The following is a 19,611-nucleotide window of genomic DNA, read 5'->3' on the forward strand; positions in this document are numbered from 1 at the left end:
GCCCTGCGCGAGATCACCCGCGTGCGCGGCATCGAGCCCGACCTCGACATCGTCGTGCTGCACAACCTCATCACCTCGCTCATCGTGCCCGAGACGATCGAGGCCGCGGGCGCCACGGCCATCCGCACCAACGTCGGCCACTCCCTGATCAAGGACCAGATGAAGGCCACCGGCGCCATCTTCGGCGGCGAGCACTCGGCGCACTACTACTTCCGCGACTTCTGGGGTGCCGACAACGGCATGCTCGCCGCGATGCACCTGCTTGCCGAGTTCGGCCACCAGGACAGGCCGCTCAGCGAGTTCGCCGCGCAGTACGACCCCTATTTCCTCAGCGGCGAGATCAACTCGACGGTCACCGACGTGCCCGCCGCCTACGAGCGCATCGTCACGGCCTACACCGGAGTCGGCGAGTTCGACGAGCTGGACGGCCTCACGGTCACCGGACCCGCCACGGAGGACGCGTTCTGGTGGTTCAACGTGCGCCCCTCGAACACCGAACCGCTGCTGCGGCTCAACGTCGAGGCGGGCAGCAAGGCGAAGATGGAGTCGGTTCGCGACGCCGTTCTCGCCCTTATCCGCGAGTAATACCGTCATCTCCGGTCACGCGGTGGTGGCGGGTGTGACAATAGACGCATGTCGATCGCGCCTGTAACCACCGCCCAGCCCACTTCTGCGCTGCCCACAACCGCGCTGCCCTTCAAGGTCGCCGACCTCGGTCTCGCCGAGGCCGGGCGCCACCAGTTCCGGCTGGCCGAGAACGAGATGCCGGGGCTCATGGCCCTGCGCGAGGAGTTCGGCGCGAGCCAGCCCCTCAAGGGTGCCCGCATCGCCGGAAGCCTGCACATGACGGTGCAGACGGGCGTGCTCATCGAGACCCTCGTCGCGCTCGGCGCGCAGGTGCGCTGGGCGAGCTGCAACATCTTCTCCACGCAGAACGAGGCGGCGGCCGCGGTCGCCGTCGGACCGAACGGCACGGTCGAGAACCCGGCCGGTGTTCCCGTCTTCGCCTGGAAGGGCGAGACACTCGAGGAGTACTGGTGGTGCACGAGCCAGATCTTCGACTGGTCGGCCGAGGGCTTCGGAGGCCCGAACATGATCCACGACGACGGCGGTGACGCCACGATCCTCGTGCACAAGGGCCGGGAGTTCGAGAAGGCCGGCGCGGTTCCGGATGCCACGGCCACCGATTCCCACGAGTGGACCGTCATCCTCGACACCCTCCGCGCCTCGCTGCAGACCTCGCCCGACCGTTGGACGACGATCGCCGCGGAGATCCAGGGCGTCACCGAAGAGACCACCACCGGTGTCCACCGCCTCTACGAGCTCGCCAAGACGGGCGAGCTGCAGTTCCCGGCGATCAACGTGAACGACTCGGTCACCAAGAGCAAGTTCGACAACAAGTACGGCATCCGCCACTCGCTGCCCGACGGGCTCAACCGCGCCACCGACGTGCTGATCGGCGGCAAGGTCGTCTTCGTCGTCGGCTACGGCGACGTGGGCAAGGGAGCGGCTGAGGCGCTCAAGGGCCAGGGCGCGCGCGTCATCGTCTCCGAGGTCGACCCGATCAACGCCCTGCAGGCCGCGATGGACGGCTTCCAGGTCACCACGATCGAGAGCGTGCTCGACCAGGTCGACATCTTCGTCACGGGAACCGGCAACGAGAACGTCATCACCGTCGACCACCTGCTCGGCATGAAGCACCTCGCGATCGTCTCCAACGTCGGGCACTTCGACAACGAGATCGATATCGCCGGGCTCGAGAAGCTCGCGGGCGCCGAGCGCATCGAGATCAAGCCGCAAGTGCACGAGTGGCGCCTGCCGTCGGGCCGCAGCGTTCTGGTGCTCTCCGAAGGCCGCCTCATGAACCTCGGAAATGCCACGGGGCATCCGTCGTTCGTCATGAGCGCCTCGTTCACCAACCAGGTGCTCGCCCAGATCGAGCTCTTCGTGCACGGCGAGAACTACGGCGTCGACGTGCACGTGTTGCCGAAGCACCTCGACGAGAAGGTCGCCCGCCTGCACCTCGACGCGCTCGGCGTGAAGCTGACCCGTCTCACCGACGAGCAGGCCGCCTACATCGGCGTCTCGCCCGACGGCCCGTACAAGGTCGACCACTACCGCTACTAGGCCCACGGCTGCCGCCGACCGATCGAGACGAAGGGCAAAGTCCCGACCTCCGGTCGCCGTTCGAGCGTCGAATCCCGTCCCCCGCGTGATTGGTGCCTCCGTTGCGGCGCGAGGCGCATCCGCTGCTCCCGACTTGTCGCAATCGGGGCGATAACGCGCGACGTCTGCCCTGTTAGTGACAAGTCGCGCGGCGGAGTGGCGCGCTACCGCTCGGGGAAGCCGTTCGGCAGACCGCCCAGCACGGGCTTCAGCCGGTCGAGACCGCGGGCCTCGAGCTGCAGCGCGGCGTACTCGCGGTCGCGGCGCACGGCGGCGGCGCCGGCGAGGAACAGCTCGGCCTCGACGGCCGGCACGGGGGAGACGTAGGGGGCGACCTCGGCGGCCAGCTCGTTGCCGAGCCGCACCCGGGTCTGCGGCGTGAGCTTCCCGGCCTGGGCGAGGAACGCGCTCACGCGTCGGGCCAGCCGGTCGGGCATGCGCGCGACATCGGCCGTGAGAGCCCACTGTTGCAGTTGCGCGGGAACGCCGTAGACCGGCGACGAGGCGTTCGACACGCGCTCGTACTGGCTGTATGTTCCGGCCAGCAGGTCGCCGAGCCGTTTCGCGCGGGCGTTCAGCAGCGACACCACGACGGCGAATCCGCCGAACGTCGTGTAGATCTCGATCACCCCGGTGAGAGCGCGGATGAAGGCGTGCCGGAAGCCGATGGCGCCCCCGTCGTCGCGCACGATGCGGGCGCCGATCGCCAGCTTGCCGAGGGAGCGCCCGTGGCTGAGCAGCTCCACGGCGACCGGCGTCACCACGATCGAGATCACGAGACCGGCGACGATGAGCGCCGTGCGGATCGCGTCGTCGAAGCCGCCGAAGCTGGCCTCGAGCGCGGGGAACACGACGAAGATGAGCAGCAGGAAGAGCCCGATGTACGCGATGAAGTCGATGATCGCCCCGGCCGCCCGCAGAACGAAGCTCGCCGGGCGCAGGTCGAGCGCCACCGCCTCGCCGGTCATGATCGTGTCGTCGATCTCGAGGTGGTCGGAGTGGCCCGGCGCGGGGGCACGCGGCGCACGCAGATCCGGAGCGGGCAGACGCGGAACAGACTGGTCGTTCGCGGAGGGTCGCGGCATGACATCATTTAAGCAGATGGACCTCGACGCCTACGCCGCCGCTCACCGCGAAGAATGGGACCGGCTTGCCCGATTGGGCCGCCAGCGTCAGTTCACCGGCGCGGAGGCCGACGAGCTGATCGACCGCTACCAGTCGGGCGCGACGCAGCTCTCGGTGATCAAGACCACCACCGGACAGTCGCTGCCGGGCGACCGGCTGTCGCTGTCGCTGTCGCGGGCCCGCCAGAAGTTCACCGGCGTGCAGGCGAACGTGTTGCGGCAGCTGCTCGACTTCTTCGTACTCCAGCTGCCCGCCGCGCTGTACCGCATCCGCTGGCTATGCCTCGCGGTCACCGTTGCCAGTTTCGCGATCGGCGCGCTGTACGCGGGCTGGGCGATCTCCAATCCGCAGGTGCTCGCCACCCAGGGCGACCCGAGCGCGCTCGAGCGGTACGCCAAAGAAGACTTCGTCAACTACTACTCCGACAATCCGGGCAGTTCGTTCACCAGCTTCGTCTGGACCAACAACGCCTGGATTGCGGCGCAGGCCGTGGCCTATGGCATCGTCGGCTTCTACACGCCCTACATCGTGTTCAGCAACGCGCAACAGTTAGGCCTGACTGCGGGGATCATGCACGAGTACGACCGCCTCGACGTGTTCTTCCTCTACATCGCCCCGCACGGGCAGCTCGAGCTGTACGCGATCTTCGTCGCCGGCGCCGCCGGAATGCGCATCGGCTGGTCGTGGATAGCGCCCGGCGCCCGCACGCGCGGCCAGGCGATCGCCGAAGACGGTCGCGCCCTGTTCACAGTCGCGATCGGGCTCGTCCTCGCGCTGCTCGTCTCGGGGCTCATCGAGGGCTACATCACGCGGCAGGAGTGGCCGTGGGCGATCAAGATCGGCATCGGCACGGTGGCGCTCGCCGGGTTCCTCGCCTACCAGTGGATCCTCGGCCGCCGCGCCTTCCGCGCCGGCCAGACCGGTGACCTCGACGAGTTCGAGGCCGGGGCGAAACGACTCGTGGCCGGCTGACACACGGGGTCGGCTTATTATGAATCGTTCACGATAGAGACTATGGTTGTCGGATGCCGACGACCTCAGAACGCGAACTGCACGAGGCCGGTCTGCGCGTAACCGCCGGCCGCCTCGCGCTGCTCGACGCTCTCGAGAGCTCCCCGCACAGCGACGCTGTCACCCTGCACCGGCTGCTCGTCGAGGCGGACGCCGCGACCTCCCTGCAGAGCGTGCACAACGTCCTGGCCGACCTCACCGCGGCCGGGCTGCTGCGCAAGATCGAGCCGGCCAACTCGGCCGCCCGCTACGAGCGCCGCATCGGAGACAACCACCACCACATCGTCTGCACCTCGTGCGGCGCCGTCGCCGACGTCGAGTGCGTCGTCGGCCACGCCCCCTGCCTCACCCCCTCCGACACCGCGGGGTTCACCCTCGCCACCGCGGAAGTGACTTTCTGGGGCCTTTGTGCCCCTTGCCAGCAGGACCAGCAATTGCAAGCAGCGCCAACCAAGGAGATCCATGACTGACGACCAGTACACGACGAGCCAGACGGGTTCGGCCGTTCCGAGCGACGCCCATTCCCTCACCGCGGGCGCCGACGGCGTCACCGCACTGCACGACCGCTACCTCGTCGAGAAGCTGGCGCAGTTCAACCGCGAGCGCATCCCGGAGCGTGTCGTACACGCCAAGGGCGGCGGAGCGCACGGCGAGTTCGTCGTGACCGGCGACGTCTCGGCGTACACCCGTGCGGCTGTCTTCCAGCCCGGTGCATCCACCCCCACCCTCACGCGTTTCTCCTCCGTCGCCGGCGAACAGGGGTCGCCCGACACCTGGCGCGACGTGCGCGGCTACTCGGTGAAGTTCTACACCTCCGAGGGCAACTACGACATCGTCGGCAACAACACCCCGGTGTTCTTCATCCGCGACGGCATCAAATTCCCCGACTTCATCCACTCGCAGAAGCGCCTCCCGGGCTCCGGCCTGCGCGACGCCGACATGCAGTGGGACTTCTGGACCCTCTCGCCCGAGTCCGCCCACCAGGTCACCTACCTCATGGGCGACCGCGGCCTGCCGCGCTCCTGGCGCGAGATGCCCGGTTTCGGCTCGCACACCTACCAGTGGATCAACGCCACGGGCGAGCGTTTCTGGGTGAAGTACCACTTCACCTCGAACCAGGGCAACATCGAGATGGGCGGCGCCGAGGCGCAGGACATCGCCGGTGCCGACGCCGACTACTACCGCCGCGACCTGTACGAGGCGATTCAGGAGGGCAACTTCCCGTCCTGGGACCTGCACGTGCAGGTCATGCCCTACGACGACGCCAAGTCGTACCGCTTCAACCCGTTCGACCTCACCAAGGTCTGGCCGCATGCCGACTACCCGCTCATCAAGGTCGGCACCAAGACTCTGAACCGCAACCCCGAGAACTTCTTCGCCGAGATCGAGCAGGCCGCCTTCTCGCCGGCCAACACGGTTCCCGGCATCGACATCAGCCCCGACAAGATGCTGATGGCCCGCGTGTTTTCGTACCCCGACGCGCAGCGCTACCGTGTCGGCACGAACTACAACGAGATCCCGGTCAACGCGCCGAAGTCGCCCGTGCACAACTACTCGCAGGACGGCGCGACCCGTCACGGCTACAAGCCGGCGTCGGCGCCCGTGTACGCCCCCAACTCGTTCGGCGGCCCCGTTGCCGACCCCGCGCTCGCGGGTGCCGGTAGCTGGGAGTCCGACGGCGAGCTGATCCGCACTGCGGCGACGTTGCACGCCGAAGACAGCGACTTCGGCCAGGCCGGAACGCTCTACCGCGACGTCTTCGACGAAGCCGCCAAGCAGCGATTCCTCGAGACCATCACGGGAGCGGTCGGCGGCACCACGGTGCCCGAGATCCGCGAGCGTGCCATCCAGTACTGGACGAACGTGGACGCCCGCCTGGGCGCGGCCCTGCGTCGCAACCTGCAGACGCCGGGGGAGACCCCGAACGAGGCCGCCGAGTTCGTGGGCGTAGGCGAGTAGCAGCACTGCCGGTTGGGTAGGCCGCCCGCGGCCGTATCGAAACCCCTCGGGGTATATCGGTACGGCTCGGGCGGCCTTTCGCCGTTAAAGCCGCCCCGCCGCCTTCAGCGCGATGTAGCGGTCGGCCAGCGCGGGCGGCAGGTCGGCGGGTGCGCCGGTGACGACGTCGCCTCCGAGCTGGCGGATGGCGGCCGAGACGCGGGCCAGGTCGAGCAGTGCCCGTTCGCCGGCCGCCGCGCGGTAGACCTCCGTGCTGTCGCCGCGCTGGGTGGTGAGGGCCATCACCGTCGGGTCGACCACCGACGAGACGAGCACGGTGTGGCGTCTGGTCAGCTGCGGCAGCACGGACAGCAGCCCGCGCGACGCCCCCGGCGCGTCGATCGACGTCGCGAGCACCACGAGCGCGTGCTGCGATGTGACCGAGCGCACGAGGCCGGGGATCGCGCTCCAGTCCATCTCGATGAGCTCGGGTTCGATCGGCGCCATCGCTCCGACCATGCGGTTCAGCAGCTCGGGTCCGCTCGCGCCCTGCACGCGGCCGCGCACCCGGCGGTCGTAGACCACGAGGTCGACCCGGTCGCCGGCGCGGCTGGCGAGCGCGGCGAGCAGCAGCGCCGACTCGAACGCCGTGTCGATGCGGGGCTCGTTGTCGATGCGGGCCGCCGAGGTGCGGCCGCTGTCGACGACGATCACGACGCGGCGGTCGCGCTCGGGACGCCAGGTGCGCACCACGAGCTTCTGGCTGTTGGTGGCGGGGTCGTTGCGGCGTGCGGTGGCGCGCCAGTCGATCGACCGCACGTCGTCGCCGCGCACGTAGTCGCGCAGGCTGTCGAACTCGGTGCCCTGACCGCGCACCATCACGCTCGTCGCACCGTCGAGCTCGCGCAGCCGGGCCAGCCGTGAGGGCAGGTGCTTGCGCGAGTTGAACGGCGGCAGCACGGTGATCGAGCCGGGAACGACGATCGACGCCTGCCGGGCGAGCAGCCCGAGCGGCCCGAACGAGCGCAGCGTGACGTGGGCCGAGCGCCGTTCGCCGCGGCGGAACGGCGTGAGCGCCGTGACGATCGAGCGACGCTCGGCGGCCGGCACCTCCACCCGTTGGCGCGAGGGGGTCGCTACCGCGGAGGGCGGCCAGCCGTCGCGAACGATGGCGCGCATCCGTCGGCTGCCCGTATTCGTGAGGTACAACGTCGACTCGACCCGCTCGCCGAGGCGCACGGGCCCGGGCAGCACACGCTCGAGCGTGATGCGGCGCGGGGACGCGGCGAGCAGCAGGTCGACCGTGCCGAGCAACGCCACGAACCCCAGCCAGAGGTAGAGCGCGACGGGGTCGTCGAAGACCACGACCGGCACGATGCCGAGCGCGACGAGAATGACGAACCAACCGCTAATGGCCATCTAGATACCACCGCGCATACTAGATCGGCACCTGAACCTGCTGCATGATGGCGCGCAGGATCGCGTCGGCCGAGACACCCTCGAGTTCGGCCTCGGGGCGCAGCTGCAGGCGGTGGCGCATCACGGGCAACGCCATGGCCTGCACGTGGTCGGGGGTGATCGCGTCGAACCCGGTGAGCCACGCCCACGCCTTCGCCGCCGACAGCAGCGCCGTGGTTCCGCGGGGGCTCACGCCGAGCTTCACCGACGGACTCTGCCGGGTGGCCCTGGCGAGGTCGACCGCGTAGCCGATGACGTCGGCGGAGGCGCCCACGCGGGCGGCGGCGGCTTGGGCTTGGCCCAGCTGCGCCGCGTCGAGCACCGCCTCCACCCCGGCCGAGCGCAGATCCCGCGGGTTGAAGCCCGCGGCGTGACGCGTGATCACCTCGACCTCGGTCGCGCGGTCGGGCAGGTCGAGCACGAGCTTGAGCATGAACCGGTCGAGCTGGGCCTCGGGCAGCGTGTAGGTGCCCTCGTACTCGATCGGGTTCATGGTGGCGGCCACCATGAACGGCACGGGCAGCGTGCGGCTCACGCCGTCGACCGAGACCTGGCGTTCCTCCATGGCCTCGAGCAACGCCGACTGGGTCTTCGGCGGCGTGCGGTTGATCTCGTCGGCGAGCATGATGTTCGTGAACACCGGCCCCTGGCGGAACTCGAACTCCCCCGCCTTCGCGTCGTAGACGAGCGAGCCGGTGACGTCGCCCGGCATCAGGTCGGGCGTGAACTGCACGCGCTTGGTGTCGAGCTTGAGCGTGTGGCTGAGGGTGCGCACGAGCAGGGTCTTCGCGACGCCGGGCACGCCCTCGAGCAGAACGTGTCCGCCGGCGAGCAGCGCGATCATGAGGCCGGTGACCGCGGCATCCTGCCCGACCACCGACTTGCCCACCTCTTCCCGCACGCGCGCGAAGGCGGCTCGCAGCTCGGATTCGGTCAGCTGGCGGGTGGGTGCGTCTGTCATTCGTGCGGCGCTCTCTTCCATGGGTGCGGTGGTCAAACGGGGGTGACGGATGTCGCGACCGTGCGCTCGAGCGTCAGAAGCTGGTCTGACAGCTGCACGAGTTCACGGTCGGTGGTCGGGACGGCGTCGAGCAGGACGCGGCGCACCTCGTTCGGCTGCAGGCCGGCGACGGCGGCGGCGGTCGCGGCGACGTCGTCGACCGAGGCGAGGCGGGAGAGCCCGCAGAGCGCGGCGATGCGCTGCACGGTCCCGATGCGCAGCGAGTCGAGCGCGCGCAGGCGGGCCGTCGACTTCTGGTAGAGCCGGGCGCGCCCCTGCATGGTCTCGTTGGCCCGCACGGTGACGGGCAGGTTCTCGATGATGAGCGGGCCGAAGCGGCGTCCGCGCCAGAAGGCGGCGGCGAGCACGGTGAGCACGACGAGCGCCGTGGCGGGAAGCACCCAGTCGGGGCTGAGCCCGCCCAGGGTGGGCGGCGCCGCGGTAGAGAGATCGGCAGCGCCCGGGGTGTACCAGACGAGGTTCTCGGTGGAACCGAGAAGGTTGAGGGCGAACGCCGCGTTGCCCCGGTCGGACACGAACTCGTTGCTCAGCGCGTCGGAGGCGCCGACGACCGTCGCGGTTCCGGTCGCGGTCGGCACGCGCACGAGGGAGTACACGTCGTCTCCGCTGCCGAAGCACGTCGTGGCGGCCGGATCGTCGCCGAGGTAGCGGTAGCCCGAGCCGTCGCCCGTGATCGACCCCGCGCGGGTGGCCGCGGTCAGCTCGCAGCCCGCCTCGACCTCGCCGTCGACGCTTCCGGCCTGCGCGACATCGGGGGTGAGCGCGAGCAGCTGGTCGAAGTCGGGCTCGACCGCGACGGTGCTGCCGGCGAGGGCGAAGACCCGCGCGAGCTGGTCGGCGTCGAGGATGCCGTCGGGGTCGTAGTAGAACAGGGTCGTGTCGGCGGGGTCCGTGATCGCGGCGGCCGTTCGCTCGAGCGTCGAGGTGGGGGTGACGGTGACTCCCTGCTGCCGCAGCACCTCGACGACGGCCTTCGCCCCGGCGGGGGCCGGGTTGGTGGCCGAGAGCGGGTCGGACTCGGTGACGGCGCCGGCGAAGTGGATGCCGATGAGCGCGATGACGACGGCGAAGACCGCGGCTGCGCCCCAGAACGCCGACCGCCGCAGCACCGTGGTGGTGCTGGCGGTCAGCACGCGCTGGCCGGGGGAGGTGGTCGTCACGCGGTGACCGCCTGCAACTGCGGCTTGGCGGCGCGAAGCCCGCTGTCGAGCCGCGCCATCGCGTCGTACTCGGTGCGCGTGCCCGAGCGGCCGAGGTAGCGCACGCCGTCGAACGAGACGGCCGCCGTCGTGAGGGCGGCGGAGAAGTCGGGGAAGGCCGCCGCGGCGCGCATGGCGAAGTCGTGGGCCGTGGTGCCCGGGCTGGTGGTCACCACGGTGCGTTCGGCGAGCGAGCGGGCGGTCGAGCGGAAGATCTCGGCGATCGCCAGTTCGAAGTCGCCCGCGGCCGCGGCGGCCTCGGCCGCCGCGCGGATGGCCGTCGAGTCGCGGTCGTCGGCGTCGCCGAAGAGGTCGCCGGTGACGCCGCTCTTGCGGGCGAGCCGGGGGAGGCCGAACACGAGGTAGGCCACGACCAGTGCGGCGACCACCACGAGGATCACGAGCAGCGCGCCCAGGTTGGGGCCGCCGTCGATGCCGCCGAAGCGCAGCGAGGCGAACCAGTCGCCGATGGCCGCGCTCAGGCGGTCGAACCAGGTGGGCTGCGCCGCGCGGTAGTCGGGTTTGGCCAGTTCGTCGATGAGCCACTGCCGCGCCTGTTCGGCGTCGGGGTCGACCGGGACGGCACGACCGACGGGCCCGGCACCGATCACGAGGTGCGAAGGTACGGGTTGGCCACGCCGATGTCGCCGACCTGGCGGGCCTCGACGAACCGCGCCAGGTCGAGGTCGAGCCCCTCTTTGCGCATCCGGAAGTCGATGTAGATCAGCGCGGCGACCGCCGACTGGGCGACCGCGGCCAGCGCGCCGAAAACGAGGCTCACGATGCCGGTGAGGATGTAGCCGACCACCAGCACCACGACCGACGCGGTCATGTCGCCGTTCGGGTTGATCGTCGATCCGCCGACGGCGGCGAGGATGGAGATCGGGGTGGCCACGACCTGCGCGGCGACCTGCACGATCACGTAGACGAGCAGCTGGGTGCCGAGCGCCTTCCAGAAATAGCTGTAGCCGCTGGTCAGGCGCCACGATCGCGTCACGGCTCGGCGCAGGGGCAGACGCTCGAGCATCAGCACGCTCGGAACGAGCGACAGCTTCGTGGCGAGCCATGCCCACACGACGATGCTGCCGAGCCCCGCGATGATTCCCAGGATGATGCCGATCACGAGCCCGGCGTCGCCGCCCAGGACGATCAGCAGTGTGACGATGAGGGCCAGAATCACGATGGCGACCAGTATCGCGGCGGTAACGAGCGCCGACCAGCCGACGAGGGCGCCGATGCGGCCGCGGGCCAGTCGCCAGAGTCCGCGAACCGTCAGCTTCTCGCCGATCGTGGCGCGCGAGACCTCGAGCGAGATGATGCCCTGCAGGATGGCGGTCACCAATAGCGACAGGGCGATGGGGATGAGGGCGGAGACCACGATGGCGCCGATGGCGCCCGCCTCGATCTCGTCGGCGTCGGCGCTCGTGGCCGAGGCGGCGCGCCCGAAGGCGAGCGCGGTGACCCCGCCGATGACCCCGACGAACAGCACGATAACGAGGCCGTTGAGCAGCAGCGAGATGCCGAAGGTGGGGCGCGGGTTGCGCCGGATCACCTGGAACGAGGCGCCGAGCAGCGTGCCGAAGGCGAGCGGCCGCAGGGGAATGAGGCCGGGCTTCGGCGGCGGCGTCCAGCCGGGCGCCTGCTGCGCCTGCTGCACGGGCTGCTGGGTCGGCGGCCCGTACGGGCTCGCGGGAGGCACGAACTGGCCGGCGGGCGGCAACGGATCGCCGCTCGGTGGCCGCCACGCATTGTTGTCGGTCACTGTGAAGTGCCTCTCCCCTAAACGTCTCAGGCGCTACCTACGCTATTTATGCTTTCACACTCGACTACTCTTATGCGAAAGCTCCGGCAATTCCTCACGTGCTGGACCACAAACGGTAGAGGGCTATGAACGCCAAAATTCTAGTAGTCGACGACGACACCGCCCTGGCGGAGATGATCGGCATCGTCCTGCGCGCCGAAGGTTTCGACATCGCGTTCTGCGCCGACGGCTCCGAAGCGCTCGACGCCTTCCACGCTTTCGCCCCCGACCTCGTTCTGCTCGACCTCATGCTGCCCGGAATGGACGGCATCGAGGTGTGCGCGCAGATCCGGGAGGAATCCGGGATTCCCATCATCATGCTGACGGCGAAAAGCGACACGGCGGATGTCGTCAAGGGCCTGGAGAGCGGAGCAGACGACTACGTCGTCAAGCCCTTTAATCCCAAAGAACTGGTGGCACGCATCCGCACCCGTCTTCGTCCCAGCCCCGAGGCTCCGAGCGGAACCCTCGCGGTCGGCGACCTCGTGCTCGACGTGGCGGGACACGAGGTGTTGCGCGGAGCCGAGAAGATCAACCTCACCCCGCTCGAGTTCGAGCTGCTGCTCGCCCTCGCCCTCAAGCCGCAGCAGGTGTTCACCAGAGAAATGCTGCTCGAACAGGTGTGGGGCTACCACTACAAGGCCGACACCCGGCTCGTCAACGTGCACGTTCAGCGCCTGCGCGCGAAGGTGGAGGCCGACCCCGACAACCCGAGGATCGTTATGACCGTGCGCGGGGTTGGTTACCGCGCCGGCAGCCCGGGATAACCATGCGCTACCTCACCTGGCGCACGTGGCCGGTGCGCGCGCAGCGGCTGTGGCGCTCGTCCCTGCAGGTGCGCACGGTCACCATCTCGGTCGTGATGTCGACGATCGCCGTCGGCATCATCGGTGCGTACATGTCGTTCAGCGTGGGCGCCAACCTATTCGACACCCGCCTGCAAGACGCGCTCGCCGCGTCGGAGCGGTCGAACGTCGTGGCGCAGACCCGGTTCGACGCGACCCAGCAGACCGCGGGTCTCGACCTCGACGTCGCGATGAAGAGCGCGTCGACCGCCGTGCAGCAGGCCGCCTCCACCCCGGCCGGAACCGACATCGCGATCCTGCGCACGCCGGGCCAGGCGGGGGTGCGACTGCCCGTCGACGTCGTCAGCCCCGGCCTCGATCCCGACGTGGCGATCTCGCCCGAGCTGCGCGAGCAGGTGGAGAGCTCGACCGAACGCCGCCTCTACTGGCAGTCGATCTCGCTCGAGCGGGAAGACGGCGGGGTCGACCCCGCCGTGGTCGTCGGTTCGGTGCTCGACGTACCCACCTCCGGCCAGTACGAGCTGTATCTCGTCTACAACTTGAGCGACACCGAGCAGGCCCTGTCGTTCGTGCAGGGCACCCTCTGGCTCGGCATGGCGTCGCTCGTCATCCTCATCGGCGCCGTGACGTACACGGTGGTGCGGCTCATCGTCGCTCCCGTGCGCACCGCAGCGGAGACCAGCGAGAGGCTCGCGGCCGGCGAGCTCGAGGTGCGCATCCCCGAGAGGGGAGAAGACGTCATCGCGACCCTGGCACGCTCCTTCAACGGAATGGCCGACAGCCTGCAGCGCCAGATCACCAAGCTCGCCACGCTCTCGCAGGTGCAGCAGCGTTTCGTCTCCGACGTCTCCCACGAGCTGCGCACGCCGCTCACCACGATCCGCCTCGCCAGCGACGTGCTCTACGACCAGCGCGAGACCTTTCCCGCGGCGACCGCGCGCACGACCGAGCTGCTGCACACGCAGGTTCAGCGCTTCGAGCTGCTGCTGGCCGACCTGCTCGAGATGAGCCGGTACGACGCCGGCGCCGTCGACATGGAACTCGAACCGACGAACCTCGTGCGCCTGGTCGAAGACGCGATGGAGGCGGTGGAGACCCTGTCGGCGTCGAAGGGCACCGAGCTGCGGCTCGAAGCCCCCGGCGGGTACTTCGAGGCGGAGGTCGACGCGCGCCGCATCCGCCGCATCCTGCAGAACCTGCTGGCCAACGCGATCGACCACGGCGAAGGCAAACCGATCGTCGTCTACGTCGACAGCAATGAGGCCGCCGTGGCGATCGCCGTGCGCGACTACGGAGTGGGAATGTCGACCACCGCGATGGAGCGCGTGTTCGACCGGTTCTGGCGGGCCGACCCGTCCCGCCAGCGTTCCACCGGCGGCACGGGCCTCGGCCTGGCAATCTCGCTCGAGGACGCCGCCCTGCACGGCGGCTGGCTCGAGGTCTGGTCGGCGCCCGGCGAGGGATCGTGCTTCCGGCTCACCCTGCCGCGCCGCCGCGGCGAGACGCTCACCGAGTCGCCGCTCGACCTGCCCCCGGTCGGGGCCGCCGCGAAGGAGGACGCCGATGTCTGATCAGGGCCGCAGGCGCCGCACGTTGTTCACGGTCTGGCTGGCCGCCGCCGCAACGATCGCGCTCGCCGCGTGCGGGGGCGTGCCCACGTCGGGCAACGTGACCGCGGGAGACGTGGTCAGCGACGACGCCGAACTGGACATCGGCTTCGCGCCCCAGGGGCCGCGGGTGAACTCCACGCAGGAGGAGATCATGCAGGAGTTCCTGCTCGCGGCGATCGACCCGCAGAACGACTACGCCGTCGCCAGGGACTTCCTGGCCGACGACTTCGCCAGCGTCTGGAACCCCGACGCGCTCACGACCATCCGCACCGGCGTCGGCACGCAGCGTCGCGTGTCCGATACCGAGCTCAACTACTCGCTCACCACCTCGGCGTCGGTGTCGAGCGACGGCCACTACCAGGAGTCCAGCGCCGAAACCGTGTCGCTGCCCTTCACGTTCGTGAGGGAGGGCGACCAGTGGCGCATCAGCAGCGCCCCCGAGGGCATCGTGCTCTCGGAGGACAGCTTCAGCGTCGTTTTCGGCGAGTACTCGCTGTACTACTTCGACCCCACCTACCAGTACCTCGTGCCCGACGTGCGCTGGTTCCCCAACCGCTCGGGAACATCGGTGCGCGTCGTCGGCGCCCTGCTCGCCGGCCAGTCGTCGTGGCTGAGCAACGGCGTGCTGATCTCGGCCTTCCCGACCGGCACCCAGCTCGGCGACGGGTTCGTCGACATCACTTCCGGCGTCGCCACGGTCGACCTCTCCGAGGAGGTGGGCGGTGCGAACTCGCTGGAACGCGAGCGCATGCGCCAGCAGCTCTCGGCGAGCCTCAGCAACGTCACGAGCGTCGTGATGACGGTCGGCGGCCTGCCCGTCACCACCCCCGAGACGGGAGCGATACCGGCCGTCGTCAACCCCACGGTCGAACCGGCGCCTCTCGTGCTGCGCGAGAACCAGTTCGGATACGCCTCGAACGACGACGTCACGCCCATCGGCCAGATCAGCGGCAAGGTCGTCGAGCTCGGCGCGACCGCGGTGGCGCTCGCCCGCAACCGGAGCGAAGCGGCCGTGCGCAACGGCGTCGGCGTCTACGCCGTGCGATCGGGCGCGACCGACCCGCTGCTCGTCGATCCGCGCGCCGGCCTCGCCGCGCCCTCGATCGACAACGCGGGCTTCATCTGGTCGGTACCCGTCGCCGACGGCTCGGCGATCCGGGCGTACGAGCTCGACGGGACCGAACACATCGTCGCCTCCGCGGTGCCGGTGAGCGACGCGCGCGTCGTGTCGCTGGCGGTCTCGCGCGACGGCGCCCGGTTGCTGCTCTACCTCGATACGGCGATCGGCCCGCGCCTCTACGTCGCGGGCATCGTGCGGCAAGACGGGGTGCCGTCGAGCCTCGGCGAACTCTTCGCGTTGCCCGTCGTCGCCGAGTCGCCTCTCGCCGCCACCTGGGTCGACAACCGCACGGTCGCGACGCTCTCGAGCAACGACGACGAGACCCTCATCCGCTCGTTCGAGATCGGCGGACCCAGCGCCCTGCTCGGGCGTATCGAGGGCGGAGTGAGCATCGTGGGCGGCAACGGCGGAGCCGACGGCCTGCGCGTGCTCACCACCGACGGCGACGTCTTCCGCCCCCGCGGCACCAGCTGGCAGCGCACGGGAATCTCGGCCGAGATGCTGGGCACACAGCAGTAGGCCCGCCCCGCAGTTCTGCACAGATTGGGCCGCGTCGCACCCACCGCGACCGCTCGGGGGAACACTCGGCTGCATGCTCCGCGACGCCCTGCTCGACGCCCTCGCCCTCGTGCTGCCCGTCGAGTGCGCCGGCTGTGGCGCACCCGACCGATCGCTCTGCGACACGTGCCGCGTCGGGCTCGTGGCCCCCGTGCAGCGCCGTCTGCTCGCCGACGGAACGCCCGTCTTCTACGCCCTCGACTACGAGGGCTCGGTGCGCCTCGCGATAATCGCCCTGAAGGAGAACGGCAGAACGGATGTCGCCCGCGCCCTCGCCGTTCCGCTCGCACGCGCGATGTCCGCGGCCGCATCGGGGCCGCCCGACGTGGATGCACTGTCGAACGTGGAGACGCTGCCGGTGCCCACGAGCCGCAGCGCGTTCCGCCGTCGCGGCTACGACCCGCTGGCGTTGCTGCTGCGCCGCGCCGGGGTGCGCACGGCGGCCGAGCTCTCGCACACCCGACGGGCCGCGCAGCAGAAGCGTCTCGCCGTCGACGAACGGGCGAGCAACCGCGCGGGTTCCCTGCGGGCCAGACGCCGACTCGACGGGCGGCGGTTCCTGCTCGTCGACGACATCCTCACCAGCGGATCCACGCTCGCCGAGGCCGCTCGGGCCGTGCGCGAGGCGGGCGGCGAAGTCGTCGCCGCGGCGGCGTTGGCGTACACGCAAAAGCGCGTGCCAGAGGCCGGTGTCCATTCTCTGAACGTCCCATGAGACTAGCGTGACGCGTTCGTGACTTTGCGGTGCAACGGGACTAAGTTGGGCGAAAAGGCGCGAAAGAAATTCTTCATCGCCTGATAAAAAGGCGGCGCCATAGGGCTGGGAGGTCGCACATGGAAATTTCCATCACCGGACGCAACGTTGGCGTCACGGATCGCTTCCGCGAGTACGCAATGGAGAAGGCGGACAAAGTTGCCCACCTTGCAGAAAAAGCCATTGCCTTCGAAATCAAGGTCACCCGTCATCACGAGACCAGGGGAGCGAGCGGCGACGACCGTGTCGAACTCACCCTGATCGGTCCGGGACCTCTCGTGCGAGCCGAATCTTCGGGCTCCGACAAGTACGTCGCTCTCGATCTCGCGATGGCCAAACTGGTCGAGCGCATCCGTCAGGCCAAGGACCGAAAGAAGGTCCATCGGGGTCAGCACCGCCCCGTCTCGTTGCGCGAAGCATCCAGTGATGGATTCAGCGTCATCGACATCACGCCCGCCGCACCCCAGGTTCTCGAGAGCGTGCGCACGGGTTCGGTGCCGGTGCAGGCGGCCTCGGAGCTCGCGGAGGACGTCGAAGAGCCGTACTCGCCCGTGGTCATCCGCAAGAAGGTCTTCGAGGCGACCCCGATGACGGTGGATGACGCGCTCTACATGATGGAGTTGGTGGGGCACGACTTCTACCTGTTCATCGACAGCGAGACGCACCGCCCCAGCGTGGTCTACCGGCGTAAGGGCTGGGACTACGGCGTCATCGGGCTCGACGAGAACGGGTCGAACGCCGACGCCTCCGTGCAGGCCGGGGCGAAGTTCGTCGTAGCGCGCTGAGTACGCCCAAGGCGAAGGGCCTTCAGTACGCCTTCGGCGTAACCAGGTGGCAAGCCTGCCCACCCAGACGGGGCACAGCCGCTGGCTGGGTAGGCTTGCTACCATTACGAGCCGGTAACGGCGGGCGCCACCCGAGTGCCCGCGCGAGGAAAGACCCGCGCTCAACAACCTTTGGAGTAAGTCGTGGCCAACGTTCTCGAACGCGCACTTCGCGTAGGTGAAGGTCGACTCCTTCGTCGCCTCAAGCACTATGCAGAAGCCGTCAACCATCTGGAAGACGACTTCACCCAGCTCACCGACGACGAGCTCAAGAACGAGACCGTCGAACTCCGCGAACGCTACGGCAACGGCGAGTCCCTCGACGACCTGCTTCCCGAGGCCTTCGCCGCCGTTCGCGAGGCCGCCAAGCGCACGCTAGGCATGCGCCACTTCGACGTCCAGGTCATGGGCGGCGCCGCCCTGCACCTCGGCAACATCGCCGAGATGAAGACGGGCGAGGGCAAGACCCTCGTCGCCACCCTTCCGGCCTACCTCAACGCCATCGCCAGCCGCGGCGTGCACGTGATCACGGTCAACGACTACCTCGCGAGCTACCAGTCGGAGCTCATGGGCCGCGTATTCCGCGCGCTCGGCATGACGACGGGCGTCATCCTCTCCGGCCAGACCCCGCAGGAACGCCGCCAGCAGTACATGGCCGACGTCACCTACGGCACGAACAACGAGTTCGGTTTCGACTACCTGCGGGACAACATGGCCTGGCAGGCACAGGACATGGTGCAGCGCGGCCACTTCTACGCCGTGGTCGACGAGGTCGACTCGATCCTCATCGACGAGGCGCGCACCCCGCTCATCATCTCCGGCCCGGCGTCGGGCGAGGCGAACCGCTGGTTCACCGAGTTCGCGAACCTGGCGAAGAAGCTCGTGCCCGAGGTCGACTACGAGGTCGACGAGAAGAAGCGCACCGTCGGTGTTCTCGAACCCGGCATCGAGAAGGTCGAGGACTACCTCGGCATCGACAACCTCTACGAGTCGGCGAACACCCCGCTGATCTCGTTCCTCAACAACTCGATCAAGGCCGCGGCCCTGTTCAAGAAGGACAAGGACTACGTCGTGATGAACGGCGAGGTGCTGATCGTCGACGAGCACACCGGCCGCATCCTCATGGGGCGCCGCTACAACGAGGGCATCCACCAGGCGATCGAGGCCAAGGAGGGCGTGGCCGTCAAGGCCGAGAACCAGACGCTCGCCACCGTCACGCTGCAGAACTACTTCCGCCTGTACAAGAAGCTGTCGGGCATGACCGGTACCGCCGAGACCGAGGCCGCCGAGTTCATGGCGACCTACAAGCTGGGCGTCGTCGCGATCCCCACCAACAAGCCGATGCTTCGCAAGGATCAGAGCGACCTGATCTACAAGAACGAGCAGGCCAAGTTCGAGCAGGTCGTCGCCGACATCGTGGGCCGTCACGAGACCGGTCAGCCCGTTCTGGTCGGAACCACGAGCGTCGAGAAGAGCGAACTGCTGTCGAAGATGCTTGCCAAGCGCGGCGTCAAGCACGAGGTGCTCAACGCGAAGAACCACGCGCGTGAGGCATCCATCATCGCTCAGGCTGGCCGCCTCGGCGCCGTCACGGTCGCCACCAACATGGCCGGTCGAGGCACCGACGTGATGCTCGGCGGCAACGCCGAATTCCTCGCCGTCGCACACATGAACAACAAGGGGCTCAGCCCGGTCGACACCCCCGACGAGTACGAAGCCGCGTGGGACGACGTCTTCGCCGAGGTCAAGAGCGAAGTGGGCGAGGAGGCCGAGCGCGTCGTCGCCGTCGGCGGACTCTACGTGCTCGGCACCGAACGCCACGAGTCGCGCCGCATCGACAACCAGCTGCGCGGTCGCTCCGGTCGCCAGGGCGACCCGGGTGAGAGCCGCTTCTACCTCTCGCTGCAGGACGACCTCATGCGCCTGTTCAACAGCGCGGCGGCCGAGAGCCTGATGGGACGCGGCGGACTCGACGACGATGTCGCCATCGAGTCGAAGATCGTGAGCCGGGCCATCCAGTCGGCGCAGTCGCAGGTCGAGGGGCGCAACGCGGAGATCCGCAAGAACGTGCTCAAGTACGACGATGTTCTGAACCGCCAGCGCGAGGCCATCTACGGTGACCGCCGCCACATCCTCGAGGGTGACGATCTGCAGGATCGCGTCACGCGCTTCCTGGATGACGTCGTGACCGAGGTCGTCGACGTGCACACCGCAGAGGGC

At 69.0% G+C, this 19,611-nt stretch carries 16 protein-coding genes and 1 pseudogene; 11 read left to right on the forward strand and 6 right to left on the reverse strand.

The features are described 5' to 3' along the window. Nucleotides 1-585, forward strand: a pseudogene (manB, locus tag ACLQ6X_RS16480) (phosphomannomutase/phosphoglucomutase); the annotation flags it as partial. 48 nt (nt 586-633) lie between these two features. Further along, entirely contained in the window at nt 634-2,127 is a 1,494-nt protein-coding gene (gene ahcY, locus ACLQ6X_RS16485) for an adenosylhomocysteinase (RefSeq protein WP_411701230.1), read from the forward strand. 203 nt (nt 2,128-2,330) lie between these two features. Here ahcY and ACLQ6X_RS16490 read toward each other — a convergent pair whose 3' ends face one another. Beyond that, entirely contained in the window at nt 2,331-3,251 is a 921-nt protein-coding gene (locus ACLQ6X_RS16490; RefSeq protein WP_411701231.1) for an RDD family protein, read from the reverse strand. Nucleotides 3,252-3,267: 16 nt separating this feature from the next. On the opposite strand from ACLQ6X_RS16490, the gene ACLQ6X_RS16495 reads away from it, so the two are divergent. The 3 genes from ACLQ6X_RS16495 to ACLQ6X_RS16505 are packed head-to-tail and all read left to right on the forward strand — an operon-like array spanning nt 3,268 to nt 6,261. Beyond that, nucleotides 3,268-4,263: a stage II sporulation protein M gene (locus ACLQ6X_RS16495; RefSeq protein WP_411701245.1), complete on the forward strand. Its 996-nt coding sequence runs from the start codon at nt 3,268-3,270 to the stop codon at nt 4,261-4,263. A gap of 53 nt (nt 4,264-4,316) precedes the next feature. Then, nucleotides 4,317-4,772: a Fur family transcriptional regulator gene (locus ACLQ6X_RS16500; RefSeq protein WP_411701232.1), complete on the forward strand. Its 456-nt coding sequence runs from the start codon at nt 4,317-4,319 to the stop codon at nt 4,770-4,772. Further along, nucleotides 4,765-6,261 (forward strand): catalase, encoded by a 1,497-nt coding sequence (locus tag ACLQ6X_RS16505; RefSeq protein ID WP_411701233.1) that lies wholly within the window; start codon nt 4,765-4,767, stop codon nt 6,259-6,261. The genes ACLQ6X_RS16500 and ACLQ6X_RS16505 overlap by 8 nt, the downstream gene beginning before the upstream one ends. Nucleotides 6,262-6,345: 84 nt before the next feature. On the opposite strand, the gene ACLQ6X_RS16510 is transcribed toward ACLQ6X_RS16505, so the two are convergent. From ACLQ6X_RS16510 to ACLQ6X_RS16530, 5 genes are read right to left on the reverse strand one after another with little or no spacing between them, the layout of a single operon-like run. Further along, nucleotides 6,346-7,659, reverse strand: a complete 1,314-nt coding sequence (locus ACLQ6X_RS16510) for a DUF58 domain-containing protein (protein ID WP_411701234.1) — start codon at nt 7,657-7,659, stop codon at nt 6,346-6,348. A gap of 19 nt (nt 7,660-7,678) precedes the next feature. Continuing rightward, the gene (locus ACLQ6X_RS16515) at nt 7,679-8,659 is read right to left on the reverse strand and encodes an AAA family ATPase (RefSeq protein ID WP_411701235.1); all 981 of its coding nucleotides are present in this window, start codon (nt 8,657-8,659) and stop codon (nt 7,679-7,681) included. Between the two features lie 32 nt (nt 8,660-8,691). Then, nucleotides 8,692-9,879, reverse strand: coding sequence for a DUF4350 domain-containing protein (locus ACLQ6X_RS16520; RefSeq protein ID WP_411701236.1), 1,188 nt, complete (start codon nt 9,877-9,879; stop codon nt 8,692-8,694). Next, nucleotides 9,876-10,529 carry a DUF4129 domain-containing protein gene (locus ACLQ6X_RS16525; RefSeq protein WP_411701237.1) on the reverse strand — a complete coding sequence of 218 codons (654 nt, stop codon included), beginning with the start codon at nt 10,527-10,529 and terminating at the stop codon, nt 9,876-9,878. The genes ACLQ6X_RS16520 and ACLQ6X_RS16525 overlap by 4 nt, the downstream gene beginning before the upstream one ends. After that, nucleotides 10,526-11,680: a hypothetical protein gene (locus ACLQ6X_RS16530; protein ID WP_411701238.1), complete on the reverse strand. Its 1,155-nt coding sequence runs from the start codon at nt 11,678-11,680 to the stop codon at nt 10,526-10,528. The genes ACLQ6X_RS16525 and ACLQ6X_RS16530 overlap by 4 nt, the downstream gene beginning before the upstream one ends. Nucleotides 11,681-11,805: 125 nt before the next feature. Here ACLQ6X_RS16530 and mtrA point away from each other — a divergent pair, with 125 nt between their 5' ends. From mtrA to secA, 6 genes are all read left to right on the forward strand, one after another. Then, nucleotides 11,806-12,486: an MtrAB system response regulator MtrA gene (gene mtrA, locus ACLQ6X_RS16535; protein ID WP_411701239.1), complete on the forward strand. Its 681-nt coding sequence runs from the start codon at nt 11,806-11,808 to the stop codon at nt 12,484-12,486. A 2-nt stretch (nt 12,487-12,488) separates the two neighbouring features. Next, entirely contained in the window at nt 12,489-14,096 is a 1,608-nt protein-coding gene (mtrB, locus tag ACLQ6X_RS16540; RefSeq protein ID WP_411701240.1) for an MtrAB system histidine kinase MtrB, read from the forward strand. Continuing rightward, complete coding sequence (locus ACLQ6X_RS16545) at nt 14,089-15,774, forward strand: GerMN domain-containing protein (RefSeq protein ID WP_411701241.1); 1,686 nt, start codon at nt 14,089-14,091, stop codon at nt 15,772-15,774. Before mtrB ends, ACLQ6X_RS16545 begins: the two co-directional genes overlap by 8 nt. A gap of 73 nt (nt 15,775-15,847) precedes the next feature. Further along, the gene (locus tag ACLQ6X_RS16550; protein ID WP_411701242.1) at nt 15,848-16,528 is read left to right on the forward strand and encodes a ComF family protein; all 681 of its coding nucleotides are present in this window, start codon (nt 15,848-15,850) and stop codon (nt 16,526-16,528) included. Nucleotides 16,529-16,647: 119 nt separating this feature from the next. Beyond that, nucleotides 16,648-17,352 (forward strand): ribosome hibernation-promoting factor, HPF/YfiA family, encoded by a 705-nt coding sequence (gene hpf, locus ACLQ6X_RS16555; protein ID WP_411701243.1) that lies wholly within the window; start codon nt 16,648-16,650, stop codon nt 17,350-17,352. Between the two features lie 183 nt (nt 17,353-17,535). Then, on the forward strand, nt 17,536-19,611 hold a 2,076-nt coding region (gene secA, locus ACLQ6X_RS16560; protein WP_411701244.1), incomplete at its 3' end, for a preprotein translocase subunit SecA.

The organism is Conyzicola sp. (assembly GCF_046714715.1).
In the GTDB taxonomy this organism is placed as follows: Bacteria; Actinomycetota; Actinomycetes; order Actinomycetales; family Microbacteriaceae; genus Conyzicola.

Coding starts and splice junctions, on each gene's coding strand:
- ahcY (WP_411701230.1), top strand. CDS start 634: ATGTCGATCGCGCCTGTAACCACCGCCCAGCCCACTTCTGCGCTGCCC.
- ACLQ6X_RS16490 (WP_411701231.1), bottom strand. CDS start 3,251: ATGCCGCGACCCTCCGCGAACGACCAGTCTGTTCCGCGTCTGCCCGCT.
- ACLQ6X_RS16495 (WP_411701245.1), top strand. CDS start 3,268: ATGGACCTCGACGCCTACGCCGCCGCTCACCGCGAAGAATGGGACCGG.
- ACLQ6X_RS16500 (WP_411701232.1), top strand. CDS start 4,317: ATGCCGACGACCTCAGAACGCGAACTGCACGAGGCCGGTCTGCGCGTA.
- ACLQ6X_RS16505 (WP_411701233.1), top strand. CDS start 4,765: ATGACTGACGACCAGTACACGACGAGCCAGACGGGTTCGGCCGTTCCG.
- ACLQ6X_RS16510 (WP_411701234.1), bottom strand. CDS start 7,659: ATGGCCATTAGCGGTTGGTTCGTCATTCTCGTCGCGCTCGGCATCGTG.
- ACLQ6X_RS16515 (WP_411701235.1), bottom strand. CDS start 8,659: ATGACAGACGCACCCACCCGCCAGCTGACCGAATCCGAGCTGCGAGCC.
- mtrA (WP_411701239.1), top strand. CDS start 11,806: ATGAACGCCAAAATTCTAGTAGTCGACGACGACACCGCCCTGGCGGAG.
- mtrB (WP_411701240.1), top strand. CDS start 12,489: ATGCGCTACCTCACCTGGCGCACGTGGCCGGTGCGCGCGCAGCGGCTG.
- ACLQ6X_RS16545 (WP_411701241.1), top strand. CDS start 14,089: ATGTCTGATCAGGGCCGCAGGCGCCGCACGTTGTTCACGGTCTGGCTG.
- ACLQ6X_RS16550 (WP_411701242.1), top strand. CDS start 15,848: ATGCTCCGCGACGCCCTGCTCGACGCCCTCGCCCTCGTGCTGCCCGTC.
- hpf (WP_411701243.1), top strand. CDS start 16,648: ATGGAAATTTCCATCACCGGACGCAACGTTGGCGTCACGGATCGCTTC.